Source organism: Methylophaga sulfidovorans, assembly GCF_900114205.1.
Taxonomy (GTDB): Bacteria; Pseudomonadota; Gammaproteobacteria; order Nitrosococcales; family Methylophagaceae; genus Methylophaga; species Methylophaga sulfidovorans.
In genome coordinates, this window is the sequence record NZ_FOSH01000001.1 from 252,899 (window position 1) to 271,047 (window position 18,149).

Below are 18,149 nucleotides of genomic sequence, written 5' to 3' on the forward strand. Positions count from 1 at the left end.
TTAAGTATCTGTTAGTAGTGGCTGATCCAGAATGGATCTACCAACCCATATTCGTAGCATATCTGTAGTAGGTGACATAATATGGGCAGCCCGCGCGTCTCTCAGCATCCTATATAAGTTAGACTCTTCTCGATACGCAGTTCCTCCACAGAATGTCATACCATCATTCACTATTTCGATCACCGTTTCCGCAATTTCTGCCTTAGCAGAGAATAAGTCCAGCTGGTTATCAGCTATCCCTTTGTCATAACATTGTGTTGCCCAATATAAAAGTGCTCGAACCCGAGCATACTTTGCCCACATTGTACCCATTTGGTGCTGAATAACGGATGAAGATGCTAAAGTTTTACCATTAAATGAGTATTTTCTATTAGTAATATGCGCTTTCACTTCATCGATTGCCGCCCGAGCTAATCCCAAATAAGCTCCAGCAATAGCTGTCAGGAAATAAGGTGTAATGACATTAAAAATATACCAGATTTGATCGCCTTCATTACCCAGTATCTGGTTTTCAGAAACCTTAACTTTATTCAATGATAGGTTACGCGAACTATTTCCTCTTAATCCTAAGCCTGCCCAGTTAGGTCCCCAGTCAAGTCCATCACTATCGCCTGGTATAATGACACAATTAAACTTTCCTATCGCCTGACCAGGCTCATTTACTACCGCCGAAACAACGTAAGAATCTGCTCTACCGCCATTGGTTGCAAATGACTTTTCCCCTTCAACAATATAGTTGCCATCTCCTGTATTCACCATTTTTGTTTGAGGCAGATAAAAGTGGGAACCCGACCCTAACTCACTCAATGACAAAGAGGTAATGTGCTTGCCCTCACATATGGGCGTGAGATAGTTATCCTGCTGAAAATCAGTCACCTTTGAGGCAATGACTGCACTCCCTACACAATGCATTCCAAAGCAAATGGATGTAGAGGCACAATGTCGACCTATTGTTTCGCAGACCTTTGCTAAGGTCTCTGTGCCGAAGCCTAAGCCCCCATATTCTATTGGGACAGTCAACCCTCCTAGTCCTGCAGCTTGTAATGCTCTAATTCCTTGTTCAGGCCACCTGGCAAACTTGTCTGTATCACTGGTATTTTTGGCAATAACTGTGCTACTAACGTCTTCAACCATTTCTAAAATTCTGGTTGTATCTGAATACATATACTTAACCCCATGTCCACTCAAAAAGTGGCAATCCCTATAATGAGTTTACGACGGTTTATTCACTATTGTGACACTATTGAAAATATCACGAATATTAATAACACATGAAACATCACAGCCAGTGGAAACCTATACTGCTTGAGCCAGTATTTTTTTCAATGTGTTATCTATTAACTTAAAGTCATCTGGATTAACCCCCAGCATAGTAAAATGCCCCCATAAAGAGGGAATTGAAATTAATTCACTCCCAGAAATCATTTGTTGTTCCAGCTTACAGTCTGCAGCAGTAATGAACATATCTTTCTCAAAAGAAACAACAGAAACCTTCGCGGTAATCGAAGCTAATGCTTGAGTTAAATTACCATCAAAATGCCTGCTCACATCCCCTTGACGCCATTTCTTAGCCATGCACAGCAGATTATTCGGATCCATCGGCAGGAACCAGTTTTCCCATAAACCTGTCAGGAAATCTTCATAAGAAGAAAAGCCAAACTCTTGCCATACGTTTTGGTTATAAAACTCTCGACTTACGCCCATCATGGCAAAGACATGACCCATTCGACGCAGACCTTCCTGCACTTCAGAAGACGAGTCGTAGTCACCTTTACTCCAGGCAGGATCGGACTTTAAAGCTTCACAAAAAACATCAACAAACAATGAACAATGCGATGTCGTTTTTGCTGTTCCACCGATTGGTGCAGCTCTCTTTACCATGTCTGGGTATCGTACAGCCCACTCATAAGTTTGCTGTGCGCCCATTGACCATCCTGTAACCATTTGGAGTTGTTTAACCCCTAAAGACTCCAGCAATTGATGTTGAGCTCTGACGTCATCCCCTATTGATAATTCTGGGAAATGTCTTGCGTGATAAGGGCCGTAATAGTTATGTGGTGAAGTAGATAAACCTCCCCCCAGCTGGTTTGGAATAACGATAAAGTACTGGCTAGGATCCAGTGCCAAGCCTTCTCCAACATATGGAGCCATGGCAGCATGTGTTCCTGAGAACATGACGGGGAATAAAATCGCATTATCACCCTGTTCATTCAGTTCTCCATACGTAGTGTATGCTAGCTCGGCATTTCGAAGTGTTGCCCCACCTTCTAATACAAAATCCCCTAAATCATATACTTCAAAATCACCATGCTGTTCTGCACTGTAGTATGTATTGGCACTCATGTTTACCCACCTATTGATTGTTAACTTATAGTTAAACGCTGAATGGCATAATTTACATTTCGTATTTATACGTAGTATCAGCCCTTAGACATCGGCTTGCTTTTGTATGGAATTGTAGAGAAGGACTTTGCCAATCAAACATACATATACTATATAACTATACTTATATATAACTTAATATCTATATGGCAAAAATATTTGGCAAAAAAAACCACTACCAGAAGGGGGCATTGACGAGAGAAGATGTCACTCATGGTAGCGGTAAGCTGAAAATTATCATTTAGATATAAGTTAACAACTCTAATTAGAAATTAGAATACGTATATATACCAAACTAATATAAGATTACTCAAAGTCACCACCACCTTCCCTAAGCAATCCCTGCTTAGACTAAGTTTTGATAAGAATTATTACTGTAAACTATTTGCCATCACCACTCAGCATTTAACTAAAATGACAGTAAATCTCATAGTTAGGGAAGGAACTGGCGAATACTAATACCTGATGAAATCAGAATGAATAGTATTATCTTTGTATAACTCTGAATGCTTTTTGCCTACCTGAGTTCTCAGTGACAAGTTCTTCCTCAATAGATGAACAATAATGTGAAATAGCCTCGTTAGCGTTCAGCTTCGACGCTACATATGAAGAGTAATAAGTTACTCTCTCATACGCATCCAATACTTGGGTTATCTCGCTTGAAAGACCTTGCTCTTCATAAACGATCACGATCCCACCTGGTGAGAGCTTGTCTAAAGCTAGTGCTATTAGTTCATTTATTCTGTTTGGAATTATTTGGCTAGATTCAATATTAAATATACAGACAATATCGTAACTTGGAGCAACATTTAGTGCGTCTTCAGCGGTACTCGTAACAGGAACAAACCTAGTATTTGTTTCTGAGTGGTATCGGTTTGTTAACTCTTCTGGCTCATTAAAGCTCTTTTCTGGATCCTTTGTTATCAAGCTGACAGCTTTGCTTACATTGATATAGTTACTGAGCAAGCTCTCCAATGCGATAAGCCCGTTATGATTGTCTATTTCGCATAAACTCACTGGCCTTTTCATACCAAAGTAATCATAAATGACTCGTTCTGTTATGGCATATTCATTAGCAGCCTTCCAATAACGCTGTCCTAGATTGAAAAGTATTTGGTCAATAGTCTGAGTAGGAGCAGAATTCGATGATATAGAAAGTCGTAGAACTTTATTTCCAGCTTCCTCGAAAAAAAAGGCTAATATGCTTTTGGTTTCGACAGGAAATTTTCTGCCAATGCGAAGTGACATAACACCATCATTTTCTGCCCAAATATTACTTATTCCTTTCCAGCGACTTCTACTAAGGAAGTTATTTTCCAAAAAGCTACGTGACCAAAAATTTTTCTCTCCTGCCTGCATCTCAGGATAGACAGGTAAAATAACACTTCCTTCTGGTTTAACACGTGTCATCAAATGTCTGAGGAATGCTGTTCCCCAATTATTTGAAAATAATGGGAAACTGATACCGATGTATATTCGGTCAATAGAATATGGTGCGAATGGGAAAAATAGATTGCCTATTTTTCCATCATTAAAGTCAAGATCAAAGTGTTGTGAGTCAGGCGTAAGACTATAAATATTTTGATTAGGCCGTATTTGATTATTGACATCACGTTGATCAGAAAAATAATAGGCGAGATCCTCTTCAATATATTTTTCATTCTTATGGATTATTAGATCTGTCATTTTTTATTCTCTTGGCTATGACATAGATGAGATGAAACATTAAGAAATGTCTGATTAAAACTGCAACAATAAGATGTGTTTAGTTTTTTCTGCTAAGTGAAAGTTGGAGATCACTTATCAACTGTCTGGTGAGTGATTCCGTTGACTGTTTATACCCCCGAACATCTGAACTACCTGTCCAAAATGGCATATATTCAAACTTTTTAAGTTCAGCAGCTTTCCTCTGAATAACTGATGTTAATTGAGATTGATAAGGAAAATCCATCGCCGTTTTATTTTCCATCTCTTGTGTAAATTTATTCCGAACAACCCGTGCATATTTGCCAGTAAAGGTCTTGGTGAGACAAGTATCAATTGGGCTTTTCTGTATTGCCGCAATATAATCTTCGTTAAGTTTGGCTTCATGGGTAAACAAATATGCCGTTCCCAGTTGGCAAGCATCAGCACCTTGCTTGATATAGTTTGAGATCTGTTGTCCATTCATTATCCCACCAGTCACAATTTTAGGAATGGAAATCGATCCTTTCATCTGTTGCAAAAGTAATGAGGTATCAGGCCCTTTATTCCCTTCAGACAGAAAAGAAGCTCGGTGACCACCCGCTTCAATCCCCTGAAGCACAACGGCATCGAAGCCAATATCCTGGATCATCTTTGCTTCGTCGATAGTTGTGGCTGTCGCCATCAGAAAAGTACTTTTCTCTCTGAGTTTTTTCAGAATATCTATTGAAGGAATTCCAAACGTAAAAGTAATTATCGGCACATTGAAGGCCATAACTGCTTCAATTTGTTCATGAATATCAGGTCTTTTAGATAATTTTTCCTGATAAAGACATGATGGATCTATACCCAGCTCAGTGTAATAAGCATCTAAAGCCTGTAGTGCCTTCACTTTTTCTGAATCGCCAGGAGAACTTTGGTTTTGGATAACAAAGAAATTAGCTGCAAAAGGCTTATCAGTTAAGGCCTGTGTTGCAAGACATTGCGCCTCAATCTGCTCAGGGCTTGAGTTACCAAGAGCTAATGTTCCCAAACAGCCGAGATTAGAGACTGTAGCAACCATTTCAGGACTGCTATAGCCTCCAACCAACGGGGCCTGCACAATAGGAAAATCAATATTTAATAGGTCTGTAAATAGCATTTTCACTATCTTTTGAGTAAGCGGTTACTATGACTCTGCAGTTGTTGGATCAATAATGTTTTTCACTTGTGTTATCTGATTTGCAGGGAAACCACCCGCTTTTGCATGTTCCATTATCGTTTTTTCATCAGGCGCGTTATAAACACAGTAAATCTTGTTATCTGTAACATAACTTTGAACCCACTGAATCTGTGGTCCCATTTCTTTCAGAATTGAACAAGACTTTTGAGAGATACCTGTCAGATCTTCTTTGGTTAGATCACCTGCACCGGGAATTTCTCTCTCGATAATAAATTTAGGCATTGTCAACCTCTACATAATTACGTTAATGAATGGCTCAGACTTCAAGCTCAATTTCTAGAGCCTCAAAATAAATGCCCCAGTTTCCTGGGGCATTTACATTCCCTTATTTATTCAGGGCTACCTATCTGCTGAAGTAAGTGCTTTTGTCGTAATATTCGGATTAACAATATCACCACGTACAGACCATAGAATAGCTAATACTTCATTCTTTTCTTGCTGACCTACACCATTTTTATCAAGAGCAGCCATGACATCATCAACAACGGCATTGAATTCCATTTCATTGATATTCATTGCCCTGTGAGTTGCATCCATACTTCTACCAGTATATTCAACATTTTCTGCACCTGTAGCCGCAGCAAAAATTTCATATACCTTTTGTTTAATCACTTCATGATCACTATCTACAAATCTGTCTTTAATGATCGGATTAGTCACATGATTGTGGTATGTATCCTCTACAATCACTCTCACTTTTTCTGGTCCGCCTAAACGTTCAAACAGACTTTCATCAGCTTCATCATTCGCTTGTACGGCCCCAAATAACATCGGAGTAATCACAATGGCGCTTGCTAGTAATGTTTTAAGTTTTAATTTCATTTCTACATGTCCTATGTGATTTATTCGAAGTGCCATGTGAGACCAGCACCTGCCTGCCAAGCACTAGCTTCGACTTTCGTTGAACCTATTTGCTGGTTTTCTTTCAATGTATATGCCGCATGTAAATCGACTTTTAATGCAGTGGTCAATTGATAGCCAAAGCCAGCCGTGACAGTGTCTTCCCAGATAGCGCCAGCATTAGTAGCCTGAAAGTATTCAACTATCCCACCGGTAACAGGAACAGGTCCAATTGCACTTTTTATTTTAGTGTTCCCACCAATACCAATGACCTCATTAACAGGAAGATTACGTTTAATAGGATCTCTTGCATGGCTGTAACCGATACGCCATTGTGCATCACCAGTCGTCAACTGAGCACCCAGGGCAAACACGGTTTGGTCTCGATAGAAATCTTTATAGAATCTAGCGCTTGACCAGTCTTTATAGATAATATCGGCGTTAAGTTGCAAATTACCACCCATAAAACTATTATTAGCCACACCTACAGCAAATTCCTGTGGCTGTTCTACATCGTCACTCCAGAAAGTACCATCACCACGGTCAATATAATCCTTATACTCAATATTAAGCGGAGTTTTGTAATAGGCACCCAAACTCGTAGCTCCGATATCATATTTCGCACCTACAGTACCTCTAACACCATAACCATGTGCAGAACCTGTGGCATCAGAAAGACTGGCTTGAAAATAACCATTACCAATCGTAGCTGTTGCACCCAGTGATAAATTATCAGTGACTTGATATCCAAGGCCAACATTGGCGTTAAATACAAGCAGCTCGCCAGTTGGATTCAAACTATTTGATGTTTCCCTGAAATCTGAACCGACGCCAGATTGCGCTGTAAGTCCGAGCCCTATGACAGCCTTGGAATTAATGGCATGGGTAATAGCGACGGTGGGGACTAAATAATCATCAGCATTTGATGTACCTTTCCAGCGCGTGCCTGTATTTCTAAGCGCAGTAGTATCATCGTGATCAGCTGTCAGATGGGGATCAAAAAATGTCGCCCCGAAGGTGAAGCTAGTGCCTTTATTGTATTCAATCAAGTTGGCTGGATTACCAAAAACAGCTGCAGCGGGTTCAACCGTACGTGCAACACTGGCTCCACCCATACCGCCAGTTGCTGGTAGCATATTGTTATTTAAATCAGTACCAAATGTTCCTGCTAATGCTGCTGAAGATGACGTTAACATTCCGATTGTTATAGCTAAATATTTTTTATTATTCATTTCTCTCTCCGCGTCTCTTGCTATAGTTGGCCATCTATAGATGGCCAACGTTGAAGGCTGCTCTCAGATTAGCTATTAACAGAGCCAGGCCATTGAAATGGCTTTTCTCCAGCCACTTTGAAATAAATCGCCATATTCACCATGTGAGTGATTAGCAAAGCTAAACCAATGCCAACCGCCCATAATGGATCACGGAAATTATCCTGAGCACCTACGCTGTATAAGCCGTAGCCAACTAATGCTGTCCAGAAAACCATAACTACAATTGCTTTAAATGAAGCCATATTTAATTTCTCCTAAGGGTTACGCTCTAGCACTCGCGACTGGATGTGTATTACTCTTATCAAGGAACTTATCAAAGAAGATGTCATCATTCGCTATGCCATTACTTACAAATACTTCTATTGCTGCATCAATCATTCCTGGGGGTCCACAAAGATAGGCTTGACCTGTAAGTGCAGCCCCATTCTCTACAATAAAATTGACACAGGAACCTCTTCTTCCCTGCCATGAACTATCTTCAGGTTCTTCTGATAAACATGGAATAAATTCAAACGAACCGAGATTTTGTTTCTCCCAATCTGCTGCTATTTGCTGGATCAACTCTTCACAGTAGAGATCACCCTGCGTTCTAGCACCAAACAGGAATCGCACATCTCGTTTTACACCTGACTCTAATGCTTCCTGTAGAACACTGATGACGGCACTCATTCCACTACCACCAGCGACACAAGTCATAGGAACAGGGTCATTTTTTAAACCAAATAAACCATAAGGTCCTGACATTTTTAGTGATGCACCAGTACAGTCTTGATCAAACAACCAACCAGTGAATTCACCTCCAGGTACTTTCCGTATATAAAATTGGAATACGTTCTGACCTGGTTGTGGTGCAGAGGCAAATGAATAGTTCCTACCGTCCTTAACCTCAGGTACTTTGAGTTCAGCGTACTGACCAGCCTTGAAGAGTTCGATACCCTTAGGCAACTCAGCCGCATTGATCTCAACAATGATCTCTTTAATATCATGTGTCAGATCATTGATTTTGGTAATGGACGCATCCGCCTCCCAGTGACTTTGCTTCTCAGCATCACTGAGTAATTCAACCTCAATTGAAACATCTGATCTTAATTGTGTTTGGCAGGCGAGGATGTATCCTTGATTAAGCTCCTCGCCTCCCAAAACATAACTAAAATCTGCAAGAGGTTTGATTTTGCCGTCCACAAGCTTGCATCTACACTTACCACAACTACCGACTCTGCAATCATGAGGCCATGCGATATCTGACTCTAATGCTGCTTTCAACAGATTATCGCCAGCTCTAACAATCAGCGTGTCTACTGAGTTAATTTTCGCTTCGTAGTCTTGCTTTTTATTTTTGAAAAATCCAAACATAATTGCTACTTCTTCTAGTTAAGTGAAAATAATGCAGACTTGTTAGACATTGATGCTGACTGAACGCATTTTGTTATTGCGTATCTCATCAATCGATGGCAAAACGGTATAAGCCACATAGTTTTCTTTACTTGTGCTCTTTCTCACTTTCATATTTGACCACCAAGATTTCACGCCTGGTAAAGCATCAATAACTGATTCGTGCCCATATAAACAGCAATTGTGGATATAAGGGGCCCAGTGAATATCAGCCAAAGTCAGATCACCAACAATGTAGTCACCACGTTTACCACGGGCATTAAGTTGATCTTCTAGTTTTGAGAGGATGCCTTTAACAGCTTCCATTTCTGCAGCACCAGTTCCGTCTTCATTAAGCGCTTTTACCGCTGGTGAAAACACATGCTGAGCAATGTGGATCCACTGATACATTTGTGCTCTTGCAACACCGTTACGAGGTATCAGTGAGTTACCAAAGCCTTTGTCATCAAGATATGACAGGATGGCTTCAATTCCGTATACATAGAAATCAACATCTTTTAATACAGGCAATGTACCAAATGGAGAAATCGCACGAATTTCTGCCATCTCAGCTTCTGAGTTGATATCTACCGCTTTGCCTTCAATATCTATGCCTTTTTCAGCTGCTGTAAACAAACATTTACTTGTATTCGAGCAGCCCGCTATACCATATAAAACTTTTACATCTGCTAGGTGATCGCCTATTGCCATTTCCTCTCTCCCATTTTTTATAGTTTTGGGTTTATACGTGGTTTAGTCTTCGATTTTCAGTGCACCGGAGGGACATCTTTGAACACTTTCTCTGATCTGTTCCTCTGAGGCATTCTCAAGGGTGATGACGAATTGACCATCTTCAATTTTGTATAAAGATGGATACTCTGTAACGCATACACCAGCGTGCTGGCATACATCTTGATCCCATTTCACATTCATTTCGTTATCCTCAGGTAAGTATTAAACATGAACAATTTCTGGACGCATGGACCAGAGAGCTACCAGAATTTCGTCTTTCTCTTTCTGAGCTACATTATGTGTATCGAGAGCACTCATTACATCATTGACAACGGCATTGAATTCTTCATCAGAGATGTTCATTCCTGTATGCGCTGTTAGCATGTCTTCCCCGGTGTATTTCTCACTACCACCGAAACCAGCACACATAAACTCGCCGACTTTTTGAACGACATTTTCAGGGTCGCTTTTGGCATAACGGTTTTTAATTACTTCGTTCTTACAGTGATTGTTGAAAACGGTGCGTGCTAGAGCAGTAATGCCATCATGACCGCCTAATCTTTGATATAAACTTTCTTCACTCATATCTATTCTCCTAAGTTTAGTCCTGTTGGCTGGGGCAAAAGCCCCAGCCGTCAATCAGATTTATCAACTATATTTTTGCGTATGAACTTGGTGTGTCATTCACTTCGTAACCCACTTCAGCATTAACTCGGGCTGCGATTGCCTGTTCACCTTCAGAAGCAAAATCTCTATCCCATGTAGCCAGTTTTTTCTTATAAACTGAGTGCCATAGTGGTGGAACCAGTGCCATAGAGAATTCAGTGAAGTAACCCCAACCTGGATTAGGAGAACCAACTTCATCTAACTCCCAGAAGTGTGTTTCACCACGGTCATGGTGATCACCTTGGCGACCGATTTCGATAAAGAACCAGCTAGTGAACATATTGTCGTTATCCCAAGAATGGCGATAATCGATAGGCTGACCTTTTTCGCGGATAAGACCGTAATGTTCCATGTAGTTCAGAGCTTCAAGTTCGAAGTTAGAAATCGTCCAGATAAGGAACATGCAAGCCACACCGATCGGACCACCAGCCCAAGCGAACAGAATAAATGTAGGCAGGCTCATGAAGTAACCGCGGATCCAGCGATTTTCAAGTGAAATAAATGATTTACCCAGTCTTTTCAGACGAGCTTCTTCCATTTTGTAAAGGAATTTTGACTGCCCCATGTGAGATAACCAGAAGTGTCTGTAAATACTACGACCACGTGGAGATGTAGCAGGATCATCCTGATGTGCTAATTCCAAGTGATGGTTGTAAACATGGGCATAACAGAAGTGAGAAGAACCACTTAATGCCATCATCCATCTAGAGATAACGAAACTAAACCCTTTAGTATGAGCCAGTTCATGACCGTAAATGATACCGATTCCGGCAAAGATACCTGTTGAGATAGTTGCACCGATAAGTTCAGCACCTGTCATACCCATTTGAATTGGGAAGCCCATGAACATACCTGGTTCAACTGGTACACCATTCACATATTGGTAAATGCGCCATGCCATTACTACTTGTAAAAGCGCAAAGATAGGCAGCATGATGTACATAACCGCATTCTGTAAGCCAGGAATACCGTTTGTTTCACCATTTTCATCAAAACCAGCACCCTTCGTGTGCATTGGCATACTTAGCGTATCGAGTAAAATACCCACGCCAAATAAAACAACCCCTGTCCAAGCGAATTGTCCACCTACAAGAACACCGATCATACTGACAAGTATGAGTAACGGCGCCATAAAGTATCGAATATTAATTAGTACTTTTTTCATATATTCTCCCTCCAGCTCCTAAATGACTTAGTCTATTAATGTTGGTCAACCACTAAATAAGCGGTAGATTTGTATCCAACTGTCAGCAACTCTATTACCCTATATTCGATATTTAAATACGTATATATCCCTACTAACTATGAAAAGCAGTTAGTACACCTAGATTAATAAGCTCACTTAGTCGCCCGACTTAACGCTATTTTCAGGTTAGTGTCTCAGTTGGTTCTAAGTACAAATACGAGTCACGTCACAACGGTATACAGCTTTAAACTGTCAAACATTAATATTGTGGGGTAAGCGATGGGATTGCGTTCATTGGTCAGGCCATGGTTACGACCACCAAGAGATTCAAATAAACTGTCGCTGGAGTCCCGGCAAACAGGTTCTTGTGGTGGTATGAGCACAACTGAGCTCAAAATACGTATTGAGCTCATCCTTGATGGTATCGATACAAATCATATTATTGAGCCAGTTACCAAGATCGCCGCACTGAGTCACGCTTTACAATCGGAGTTTCTGACTGAGCTGGCAGAGGTCGCTGAGTTGTCAGTCACACATGCAAATGCACTCATGCGGGCTTACACCCCCGCATTGAATAGTATGAGTCGTGCAGAACATAGCCTATGGCTGGAAAAGATAAAGCACACCCTCAATGAGGGGCACTCCGATGAGGCAAGCTCACTAATTAATAACTACAGTAAGTTTGCATCTACACTCGATAAATCAACGGTTCAGCTTGAAGAGGTATCTGAAAGACTTGAAAAGCTTATTAAATCTGTTACTGAAAAAGATTTAATACTGAGTACTATCGAAGAGTCAGAAATAAAACGTGCTTATACAGACGGTAACCAATTATTCGTACCATCATCTATTAGCCTATTTGATCATTACGACGATAACTACTTACTGCTAAAAGTTATTATTTTTCAATTGCTCGGCCAGATTCAATGCGACACTATCCTTGCAAAAAAACGTATATCGCAGGCTACTTCTGCTAAGGATAATGAATTTCTTGAACAATTCAGCATCATAGAAACATTAAGAATTAATCATCATCTCAAAAAATCATTTCCTGGTGTCTGGAGGAATATTCTACATATACACAAATTACTAGATCTTCCTAGTTATCCAGAAAAAATGTTTTCCTCCGACCAACAAACCAGCGTTTTCGATAGTCTGGATCTGATAGATCAGTCTGACAAAAAAGTCAGCTTTCCTACTCCACTACCATATATGAGTGATTTCTCAGCCAGAGCATTTTCTCTATTCGAAGTCGATGTCGAAGCTGACCAATCTGTTTTGATGAATGTTCAGTTAGATAATAATGATCTCAAAGAAACATTTACTGAGGATGACAAGGCGGCAGATCGCATTACCTTAAGACACAATGCCAGTGCGGCACCTGTTTACCAATCCGGGGATGCCAAAACTGATATCTGGTCTCAACTTGATGAAACTGTGAAGCAATATCAGCAGCAACAAGAGAGTCTACGTGATGAGAATAAACAAAATGTTTATCTCTATCCTGAGTGGGATGCGTCGTTGAAACAATACCGTCAGAACTGGTGTCGTGTAGAAGAAATCGCCATTACTGCGAATAATCCTAGCCAGCAAAGTCTTGATATCGCTGATACCCGTTTTTCCGAATATAAAATCAAAAAGACCCTAGACAAGGTTATTAATAATCAAAAACTGATGCGCCATCAGGATGACGGCGAAGACATTGATATTGATGCCTGGGTGGAAGCAAGCTCGAACAAAATCAAGCAGGCTGACGACTTCCAACGCCTCTATATCAGAAATAATAAAAATACACGCAGTATTGCCATTATGTTCGCCGTTGATATCAGTGGTTCAACCTCCGGTTGGAAGAATAGAATCATACAACAATCAACATGGCTTCTATCCCGAACACTATCAAAACTTGATGATCAATTTGCCATCTATGCCTTTTCCGGCGTCGGCCGTGAAAAATGTGATATCTACCCAGTAAAGCGCTTTGATGAAAACTACAGCAATACTATCAAACAACGAATCACCGACTTAAGCGCCAAGCAATATACCCGAATGGGTGCGGCAATCAGGCACTTGAGCAAAGTATTGAGTCAGGCTGACGCCAAAACAAAAATTCTATTCGTCCTCACTGACGGTAGACCAGATGATATTGACAGCTATCGCGGTAACTATGGCGTGGAAGATACCCGCCGCGCATTCAATGAGGCAAAAGCGCTCTATCTCAATCCTTTCGTTTTAACGTTTGATCAGGAAGCGATGGATTATTTGCCATATATGCTAGGTAAAAACCGCTACAAACTGATTTCCGACATATCAATGCTTCCGGTTCAGATTTCAACAATTTATAAACAACTCACAACATAAAACTATGAATAAACAACACATTATCAACAATGCAGAATATTTCATCCACGATGAGCCTTATTACGAGCCATCGGCCAATGAAGTCGACATTTTTAACAGTGCTTTAGCTGAAAATATTCCCGTCTTGCTGAAAGGTCCGACTGGTTGCGGCAAAACACGGTTTATGGAATATATGAGCTGGTATCACAAAAGACCTTTGATCACAGTATCTTGTCATGATGATCTCAGTACTTCTGATTTGGTAGGTCGGTACTTGATCAAAGATAACAGTACTGTCTGGCAGGATGGTCCACTGACAACCGCAGTGAGAAATGGCTGCATCTGCTATTTGGACGAAATTGTCGAGGCTCGTAAAGATACAACCGTGGTTATTCATCCACTCTGTGACGATAGACGAATTTTGCCGTTGGAAAAATTAGGTGAACTTCTACCAGCTTCGCCTGACTTTTGTCTAACCATGTCATATAACCCGGGCTACCAGAGCGCTGTTAAAGATCTGAAACCAAGTACCAGGCAACGTTTCATCTCTATCGATTTTAGTTATCCTGCTGAAAATATTGAAGCGGCCATTGTTCATCAAGAATCGAAATTATCTATGCAACAATGTGAGCACCTAGTTAAGTTAGCCCATATGACACGAAACTTAGTCGGTAATGGTCTTGAAGAAGGTGCCAGTACTCGTTTGTTGGTTCACACGGCTAAGCTCATCTCGCGCGGCTTTGAAGCTAATTTAGCCTGCAAATGCGGCGTAGCTAATGCCATTACTGATGATGAAGAAACCAAAAAACTGTTACACGAAATGATCGATACCGTCTTCTAGAGCATGATAGCTGAAGCGGAATTGGTCTTTTTTAACGCAACTAGATACCGCGTATATTGCTAAATAAGCATTCTTTTCTATGCGTGTTTGAAACTATAGATTGTTACAAATCTAAAGGTTAAACCTACTGTAGCCTGACTTTTCATCAATATTTAGGCCAATCATAAACGGTGGAGGCTATGAGTGCAGTTATCATTTTCTCCACGATTCCAAGAGCTTATGATGGCGGTCAAATAAACTGTCAGCTTGATTTTTGCTAAAAACCCTACTCTTTATAGAAAAGATATATCAAATCTAAATAAACAGATGGTTCATAACTTATTGAGTAATTAAACATCGTACTGAAGTTAGTTATTGGATACCAAACCGGCTTTCTGTAACATTTCAACGTCAAACTTATAGTCTTATGGAGATTCAGTTATGCTCACAATCAAGGTAAATCAACCTGGCGGCTTAGATAATATTTTCATTGATGATACGAATGAACCCACGCGTCCGCAGAAAGGCGAAATCACAGTTCGTATTCTTGCCAGTTCATTGAACTACCACGACTATCTAGTAGCTGCTGGACAACTCAAGACGGAGAATGGTCGTATATTGCTTTCAGATGGCGCCGGTATCGTAGAAAGTGTAGGTGAAGGAGTCACAGAGTTTAAAATAGGAGATCATGTTGTCTCTACCTTCTTTCCTCAATGGTTGGCAGGTGATGTCATTCAATCTGCTGGCAGCTTCCAGCAGACACCTGGAGACGGCGCTGATGGATTTGCGGCAGAAGTGGTCACCCGACCTGCTGAGGCATTTACGCATGCGCCTAAGGGATGGTCGCATACTGAGGCAGCAACTATCACCACGGCTGGAGTGACAGCTTGGCGAGCGCTTGTGGTTGATGGCAAGCTAAAAGCCGGCGATACAATCCTGACCTTAGGTACCGGCGGTGTCTCCATTGCCGCATTACAAATTGGCAAACTTTTCGGTGCTAAAGTAATTGTTACCTCATCATCCGATGAAAAGCTCGAAAAAGCTAAAGCGCTGGGTGCTGATGCCACAATTAATTACAAAGAATACCCACAGTGGGCACGTGAAGTCGCTGCCATAACTGATAATCAGGGCGCTGATCACATCATTGAGCTGGGCGGACCAGGCACATTAGAACAATCCATAAAAGCGGCTGCCGTTGGTGGTCATATTTCTCTAATTGGCGTTATGACGGGACTCGAAGGGAAAATTCCAACTGGTTTACTGATGATGAAACAGATTTGCCTACAAGGCCTACTCGTCGGTAATCGCAGCCAGCAACAAGACTATGTCAAAGCGCTGGAAATGAATGATTTGCGCCCGGTAATTGATAAAGTATTTAAATACCAACAGCTTGCTGAGGCTTTTGAGTTTCAGGTGAATGGTTCACATTTTGGTAAAATCTGCGTTGAGTGGTAGTTTTTACACTATTTCAGTTCAGATAAGGCCCTCACCATTACGAGGGCCTTATCTCATAGAACAAATACCAGACAAATCAACTACTCAGCTGATGAATATGGGAACGTGCTTTTACTGATGCTGGCAGCATTGCTGCTATCAGAGAGGAAAAACAACTGTATGGGCAGGTTCGAAATAATCAAGCACGGTCTTTTGCAGCCATTTTAAATCCGCACTATCTTTCGTTCGGTATTTAGCTTGAAAATAAAAAAACATGAACTCATCGTCACTGCTTTGCAACCAGGACTCTGTTCTTGTTTGTACTTCTACAGATTCTCGCCTGAAGATTTCTTCAAATACCGCATCGACGATGAGATCAAAATCTGATTCATCCCGTACCCGGCTTTCACTATAACCTCGGCAAACTCCCAATATTGAAGCAGTAATAAATTTACTTTTCTGCATTAAAACGGGCACATTACCAAGCGAATCTTTAACAGGTAGAAAACAGTCTGAAAATGCCTGCATAAGTTCTCGTTTATATTTTACGACTGATAGCCCTAACATAACCATATCGCCTCAAAGAAGTTGAATGCTAGTTGAAAACTATAGCATCAAGTTATTTGCTCTCTTAAAATGCTCTTGTGAATATTTTGACAACCATTTGAGTTGCCCAGAAGAATCACCATGTCTATTTGCTTGTTCCTGCCCTTGTTTAAAATGTTCGTCACTTGTTTCATTCCATGCCTGTACACGCTCTTGTACGTTCAGTGATTCTCTTCGATATATCTCTTCAAACACAGCATCAAGAATAGACGCTTTTGATGTGTTTTTTTGAATAATATGCTCTTCCAAATAGATTTCACAAACCTGTAAAACAGCGCCATTTGTAAACGCATCAAACTGCATTTCTACTGGTACATTCCCCAGCTCATCTTTCAGAGGAGAAAAACAGCTCGAAAAACCTTCCGTTAGTTTTTTTTTATGCTTTATAAGTCCAAGACCAAACACTTTAATTCCTAGTGAATAACTCAACTATTCCCCATTGAATCTACTTCAAGACTTTTCAGCAACACGTGAAACTACGTATGCCCGACAACTGATGTCTCTAATCTCTGCTTATAAATAGCGCTTGAGCCAGTTAGGCGGTGAACGTATTTCAACTTTTTAACTCCAGGTTTACTGGAGGACAAGATCTTCATTGCCGATGCGCTCCATGTAGAACGCGAACAGCTAGGATATATGCCCGAAAATCTGGGGTAATTATCAGCTGCTCCAAACTATATAAACATTTTTAATATGCTCTCCAACATTAAGGAGAGAGAAATGAATGTTTTGTTAATAGGTGCTGTTGCTATGATTGCAGCATTAATTCTATCGGCATGGTTAATGACATTTGCCAGATGGTTTCCTATAGAAGGAATAGATGGCGATTTTTTAGTCGACTACAAAACCATGATAAGGGCTCACGTGGACTATGCACTCATGGCCTTATTTAGCTTAGGTTTCTATGGTGCAGCTACTGGAGCCAATATTGAGTTGTCAAAGATCGCCTGTCTTTGTGTCGCTATTGGCGGATTTACCAACCCAACGATTTTTGTCATCGCCGCTTTTGATACCGATTTCTGGAATAAAACTATCTGGAAAATTTTCTCTGCACTGAGCTTTATTATTACAACTATTGGCTTTGCCTGGATTGCATACAGCTTACTTATGTTTGCTATTCAGTAGTAGATTGTTTTATTCACACTGCTTTAAAAAAGCATTTTAATCGTAGTATAGAGCGCTTAATCAAAGCGCTCTTTTTATTCATCCTGTCATCTTTTTATAGCGTTGTTGTGAAGAAAGAAAAAGGGGCTGATCCAGATAACTAGCCCATATTCGCTTTAACCCATTGAGTTAATTGTTTTAATTGACTCTTTGGGTCACTGTTATTAAATCGCCACTCACACTCTTTCAAAAACAAGTGAAAATGCTCCTTTGGAATACCGTTAAATCGCCGTAAGTGGCGCTTAGCTTGATTCCAAAAATTCTCAATACCATTGATATGATTTTGCTTATCGGAAAAAAGCTTACTATGGTTAATACGATAGTGTTTAAATTCGCTTACATCTAACGCATTATAACTGCGCCAAGTATCGGTATAGACAATACTGTCAGGTTTCACCGTCTGTCTAATAATGGGTATCAAGGTTGTCTCTT

The 18,149-nt window shown here is 40.6% G+C and carries 20 protein-coding genes; 4 read left to right on the top strand and 16 right to left on the bottom strand.

What is annotated here, in order from left to right; genetic code table 11:
• The 13 genes from BM232_RS01255 to BM232_RS01315 all read right to left on the bottom strand — a co-directional run bounded on the left by BM232_RS01255 (position 1) and on the right by BM232_RS01315 (position 11,335).
• Positions 1-1,164: an acyl-CoA dehydrogenase family protein gene (locus tag BM232_RS01255; RefSeq protein WP_091711369.1), complete on the bottom strand. Its 1,164-nt coding sequence runs from the start codon at positions 1,162-1,164 to the stop codon at positions 1-3.
• 132 nt (positions 1,165-1,296) lie between these two features.
• Entirely contained in the window at positions 1,297-2,343 is a 1,047-nt protein-coding gene (locus tag BM232_RS01260; protein WP_091711370.1) for an alpha/beta fold hydrolase, read from the bottom strand.
• A 525-nt stretch (positions 2,344-2,868) separates the two neighbouring features.
• Positions 2,869-4,068 (bottom strand): hypothetical protein, encoded by a 1,200-nt coding sequence (locus BM232_RS01265; protein ID WP_091711371.1) that lies wholly within the window; start codon positions 4,066-4,068, stop codon positions 2,869-2,871.
• Positions 4,069-4,147: 79 nt separating this feature from the next.
• Positions 4,148-5,206: an NAD(P)H-dependent flavin oxidoreductase gene (locus BM232_RS01270; RefSeq protein ID WP_091711372.1), complete on the bottom strand. Its 1,059-nt coding sequence runs from the start codon at positions 5,204-5,206 to the stop codon at positions 4,148-4,150.
• Positions 5,207-5,233: 27 nt separating this feature from the next.
• Complete coding sequence (locus BM232_RS01275; RefSeq protein ID WP_091711373.1) at positions 5,234-5,509, bottom strand: DUF4242 domain-containing protein; 276 nt, start codon at positions 5,507-5,509, stop codon at positions 5,234-5,236.
• A 117-nt stretch (positions 5,510-5,626) separates the two neighbouring features.
• Positions 5,627-6,109 (bottom strand): group I truncated hemoglobin, encoded by a 483-nt coding sequence (locus BM232_RS01280; RefSeq protein WP_218153269.1) that lies wholly within the window; start codon positions 6,107-6,109, stop codon positions 5,627-5,629.
• Between the two features lie 20 nt (positions 6,110-6,129).
• Complete coding sequence (locus tag BM232_RS01285; RefSeq protein ID WP_091711374.1) at positions 6,130-7,359, bottom strand: OmpP1/FadL family transporter; 1,230 nt, start codon at positions 7,357-7,359, stop codon at positions 6,130-6,132.
• Positions 7,360-7,427: 68 nt separating this feature from the next.
• The gene (locus BM232_RS01290) at positions 7,428-7,643 is read right to left on the bottom strand and encodes a hypothetical protein (protein WP_091711375.1); all 216 of its coding nucleotides are present in this window, start codon (positions 7,641-7,643) and stop codon (positions 7,428-7,430) included.
• A gap of 19 nt (positions 7,644-7,662) precedes the next feature.
• A complete protein-coding gene (locus BM232_RS01295) occupies positions 7,663-8,754 on the bottom strand; it encodes a 2Fe-2S iron-sulfur cluster-binding protein (protein WP_091711376.1) in 1,092 nt (363 codons plus the stop codon).
• Between the two features lie 42 nt (positions 8,755-8,796).
• Positions 8,797-9,483 carry a glutathione S-transferase family protein gene (locus BM232_RS01300; RefSeq protein WP_091711377.1) on the bottom strand — a complete coding sequence of 229 codons (687 nt, stop codon included), beginning with the start codon at positions 9,481-9,483 and terminating at the stop codon, positions 8,797-8,799.
• Positions 9,484-9,525: 42 nt separating this feature from the next.
• Positions 9,526-9,705, bottom strand: a complete 180-nt coding sequence (locus BM232_RS15250; RefSeq protein WP_091711378.1) for a (4Fe-4S)-binding protein — start codon at positions 9,703-9,705, stop codon at positions 9,526-9,528.
• A 21-nt stretch (positions 9,706-9,726) separates the two neighbouring features.
• On the bottom strand, positions 9,727-10,089 hold the full coding sequence (locus tag BM232_RS01310; RefSeq protein WP_091711379.1) for a group I truncated hemoglobin: 363 nt from the start codon (positions 10,087-10,089) through the stop codon (positions 9,727-9,729).
• Between the two features lie 67 nt (positions 10,090-10,156).
• Positions 10,157-11,335, bottom strand: coding sequence for a fatty acid desaturase (locus BM232_RS01315; RefSeq protein ID WP_218153271.1), 1,179 nt, complete (start codon positions 11,333-11,335; stop codon positions 10,157-10,159).
• Between the two features lie 300 nt (positions 11,336-11,635).
• Between BM232_RS01315 and BM232_RS01320 the strand changes: the two genes are divergently transcribed.
• The 3 genes from BM232_RS01320 (at position 11,636) to BM232_RS01330 (ending at position 15,968) form a co-directional block, all read left to right on the top strand.
• Positions 11,636-13,714: a nitric oxide reductase activation protein NorD gene (locus BM232_RS01320; RefSeq protein WP_091711380.1), complete on the top strand. Its 2,079-nt coding sequence runs from the start codon at positions 11,636-11,638 to the stop codon at positions 13,712-13,714.
• A gap of 4 nt (positions 13,715-13,718) precedes the next feature.
• Positions 13,719-14,534 (top strand): CbbQ/NirQ/NorQ/GpvN family protein, encoded by an 816-nt coding sequence (locus tag BM232_RS01325; protein ID WP_091711381.1) that lies wholly within the window; start codon positions 13,719-13,721, stop codon positions 14,532-14,534.
• 420 nt (positions 14,535-14,954) lie between these two features.
• Complete coding sequence (locus BM232_RS01330; RefSeq protein ID WP_091711382.1) at positions 14,955-15,968, top strand: zinc-dependent alcohol dehydrogenase family protein; 1,014 nt, start codon at positions 14,955-14,957, stop codon at positions 15,966-15,968.
• A 138-nt stretch (positions 15,969-16,106) separates the two neighbouring features.
• Here the strand turns inward: BM232_RS01330 and BM232_RS01335 are convergent, their stop codons facing one another.
• Positions 16,107-16,475, bottom strand: a complete 369-nt coding sequence (locus BM232_RS01335) for a hypothetical protein (RefSeq protein ID WP_143092241.1) — start codon at positions 16,473-16,475, stop codon at positions 16,107-16,109.
• A 78-nt stretch (positions 16,476-16,553) separates the two neighbouring features.
• Positions 16,554-16,982, bottom strand: a complete 429-nt coding sequence (locus tag BM232_RS01340; RefSeq protein WP_143092242.1) for a hypothetical protein — start codon at positions 16,980-16,982, stop codon at positions 16,554-16,556.
• A 291-nt stretch (positions 16,983-17,273) separates the two neighbouring features.
• Between BM232_RS01340 and BM232_RS01345 the strand changes: the two genes are divergently transcribed.
• Positions 17,274-17,678 (top strand): hypothetical protein, encoded by a 405-nt coding sequence (locus tag BM232_RS01345; protein ID WP_091711385.1) that lies wholly within the window; start codon positions 17,274-17,276, stop codon positions 17,676-17,678.
• Between the two features lie 139 nt (positions 17,679-17,817).
• Here the strand turns inward: BM232_RS01345 and BM232_RS01350 are convergent.
• Positions 17,818-18,149: IS1595 family transposase (locus BM232_RS01350; RefSeq protein WP_143092243.1), on the bottom strand; the 332-nt coding region annotated here is incomplete at its 5' end.

Bases quoted from the DNA above. Each gene is read 5' to 3' on its own strand.
- BM232_RS01255 (WP_091711369.1), bottom strand. From the start codon at position 1,164: ATGTATTCAGATACAACCAGAATTTTAGAAATGGTTGAAGACGTTAGT.
- BM232_RS01260 (WP_091711370.1), bottom strand. From the start codon at position 2,343: ATGAGTGCCAATACATACTACAGTGCAGAACAGCATGGTGATTTTGAA.
- BM232_RS01265 (WP_091711371.1), bottom strand. From the start codon at position 4,068: ATGACAGATCTAATAATCCATAAGAATGAAAAATATATTGAAGAGGAT.
- BM232_RS01270 (WP_091711372.1), bottom strand. From the start codon at position 5,206: ATGCTATTTACAGACCTATTAAATATTGATTTTCCTATTGTGCAGGCC.
- BM232_RS01275 (WP_091711373.1), bottom strand. From the start codon at position 5,509: ATGCCTAAATTTATTATCGAGAGAGAAATTCCCGGTGCAGGTGATCTA.
- BM232_RS01280 (WP_218153269.1), bottom strand. From the start codon at position 6,109: ATGAAATTAAAACTTAAAACATTACTAGCAAGCGCCATTGTGATTACT.
- BM232_RS01285 (WP_091711374.1), bottom strand. From the start codon at position 7,359: ATGAATAATAAAAAATATTTAGCTATAACAATCGGAATGTTAACGTCA.
- BM232_RS01290 (WP_091711375.1), bottom strand. From the start codon at position 7,643: ATGGCTTCATTTAAAGCAATTGTAGTTATGGTTTTCTGGACAGCATTA.
- BM232_RS01295 (WP_091711376.1), bottom strand. From the start codon at position 8,754: ATGTTTGGATTTTTCAAAAATAAAAAGCAAGACTACGAAGCGAAAATT.
- BM232_RS01300 (WP_091711377.1), bottom strand. From the start codon at position 9,483: ATGGCAATAGGCGATCACCTAGCAGATGTAAAAGTTTTATATGGTATA.
- BM232_RS15250 (WP_091711378.1), bottom strand. From the start codon at position 9,705: ATGAATGTGAAATGGGATCAAGATGTATGCCAGCACGCTGGTGTATGC.
- BM232_RS01310 (WP_091711379.1), bottom strand. From the start codon at position 10,089: ATGAGTGAAGAAAGTTTATATCAAAGATTAGGCGGTCATGATGGCATT.
- BM232_RS01315 (WP_218153271.1), bottom strand. From the start codon at position 11,335: ATGAAAAAAGTACTAATTAATATTCGATACTTTATGGCGCCGTTACTC.
- BM232_RS01320 (WP_091711380.1), top strand. From the start codon at position 11,636: ATGGGATTGCGTTCATTGGTCAGGCCATGGTTACGACCACCAAGAGAT.
- BM232_RS01325 (WP_091711381.1), top strand. From the start codon at position 13,719: ATGAATAAACAACACATTATCAACAATGCAGAATATTTCATCCACGAT.
- BM232_RS01330 (WP_091711382.1), top strand. From the start codon at position 14,955: ATGCTCACAATCAAGGTAAATCAACCTGGCGGCTTAGATAATATTTTC.
- BM232_RS01335 (WP_143092241.1), bottom strand. From the start codon at position 16,475: ATGCAGGCATTTTCAGACTGTTTTCTACCTGTTAAAGATTCGCTTGGT.
- BM232_RS01345 (WP_091711385.1), top strand. From the start codon at position 17,274: ATGAATGTTTTGTTAATAGGTGCTGTTGCTATGATTGCAGCATTAATT.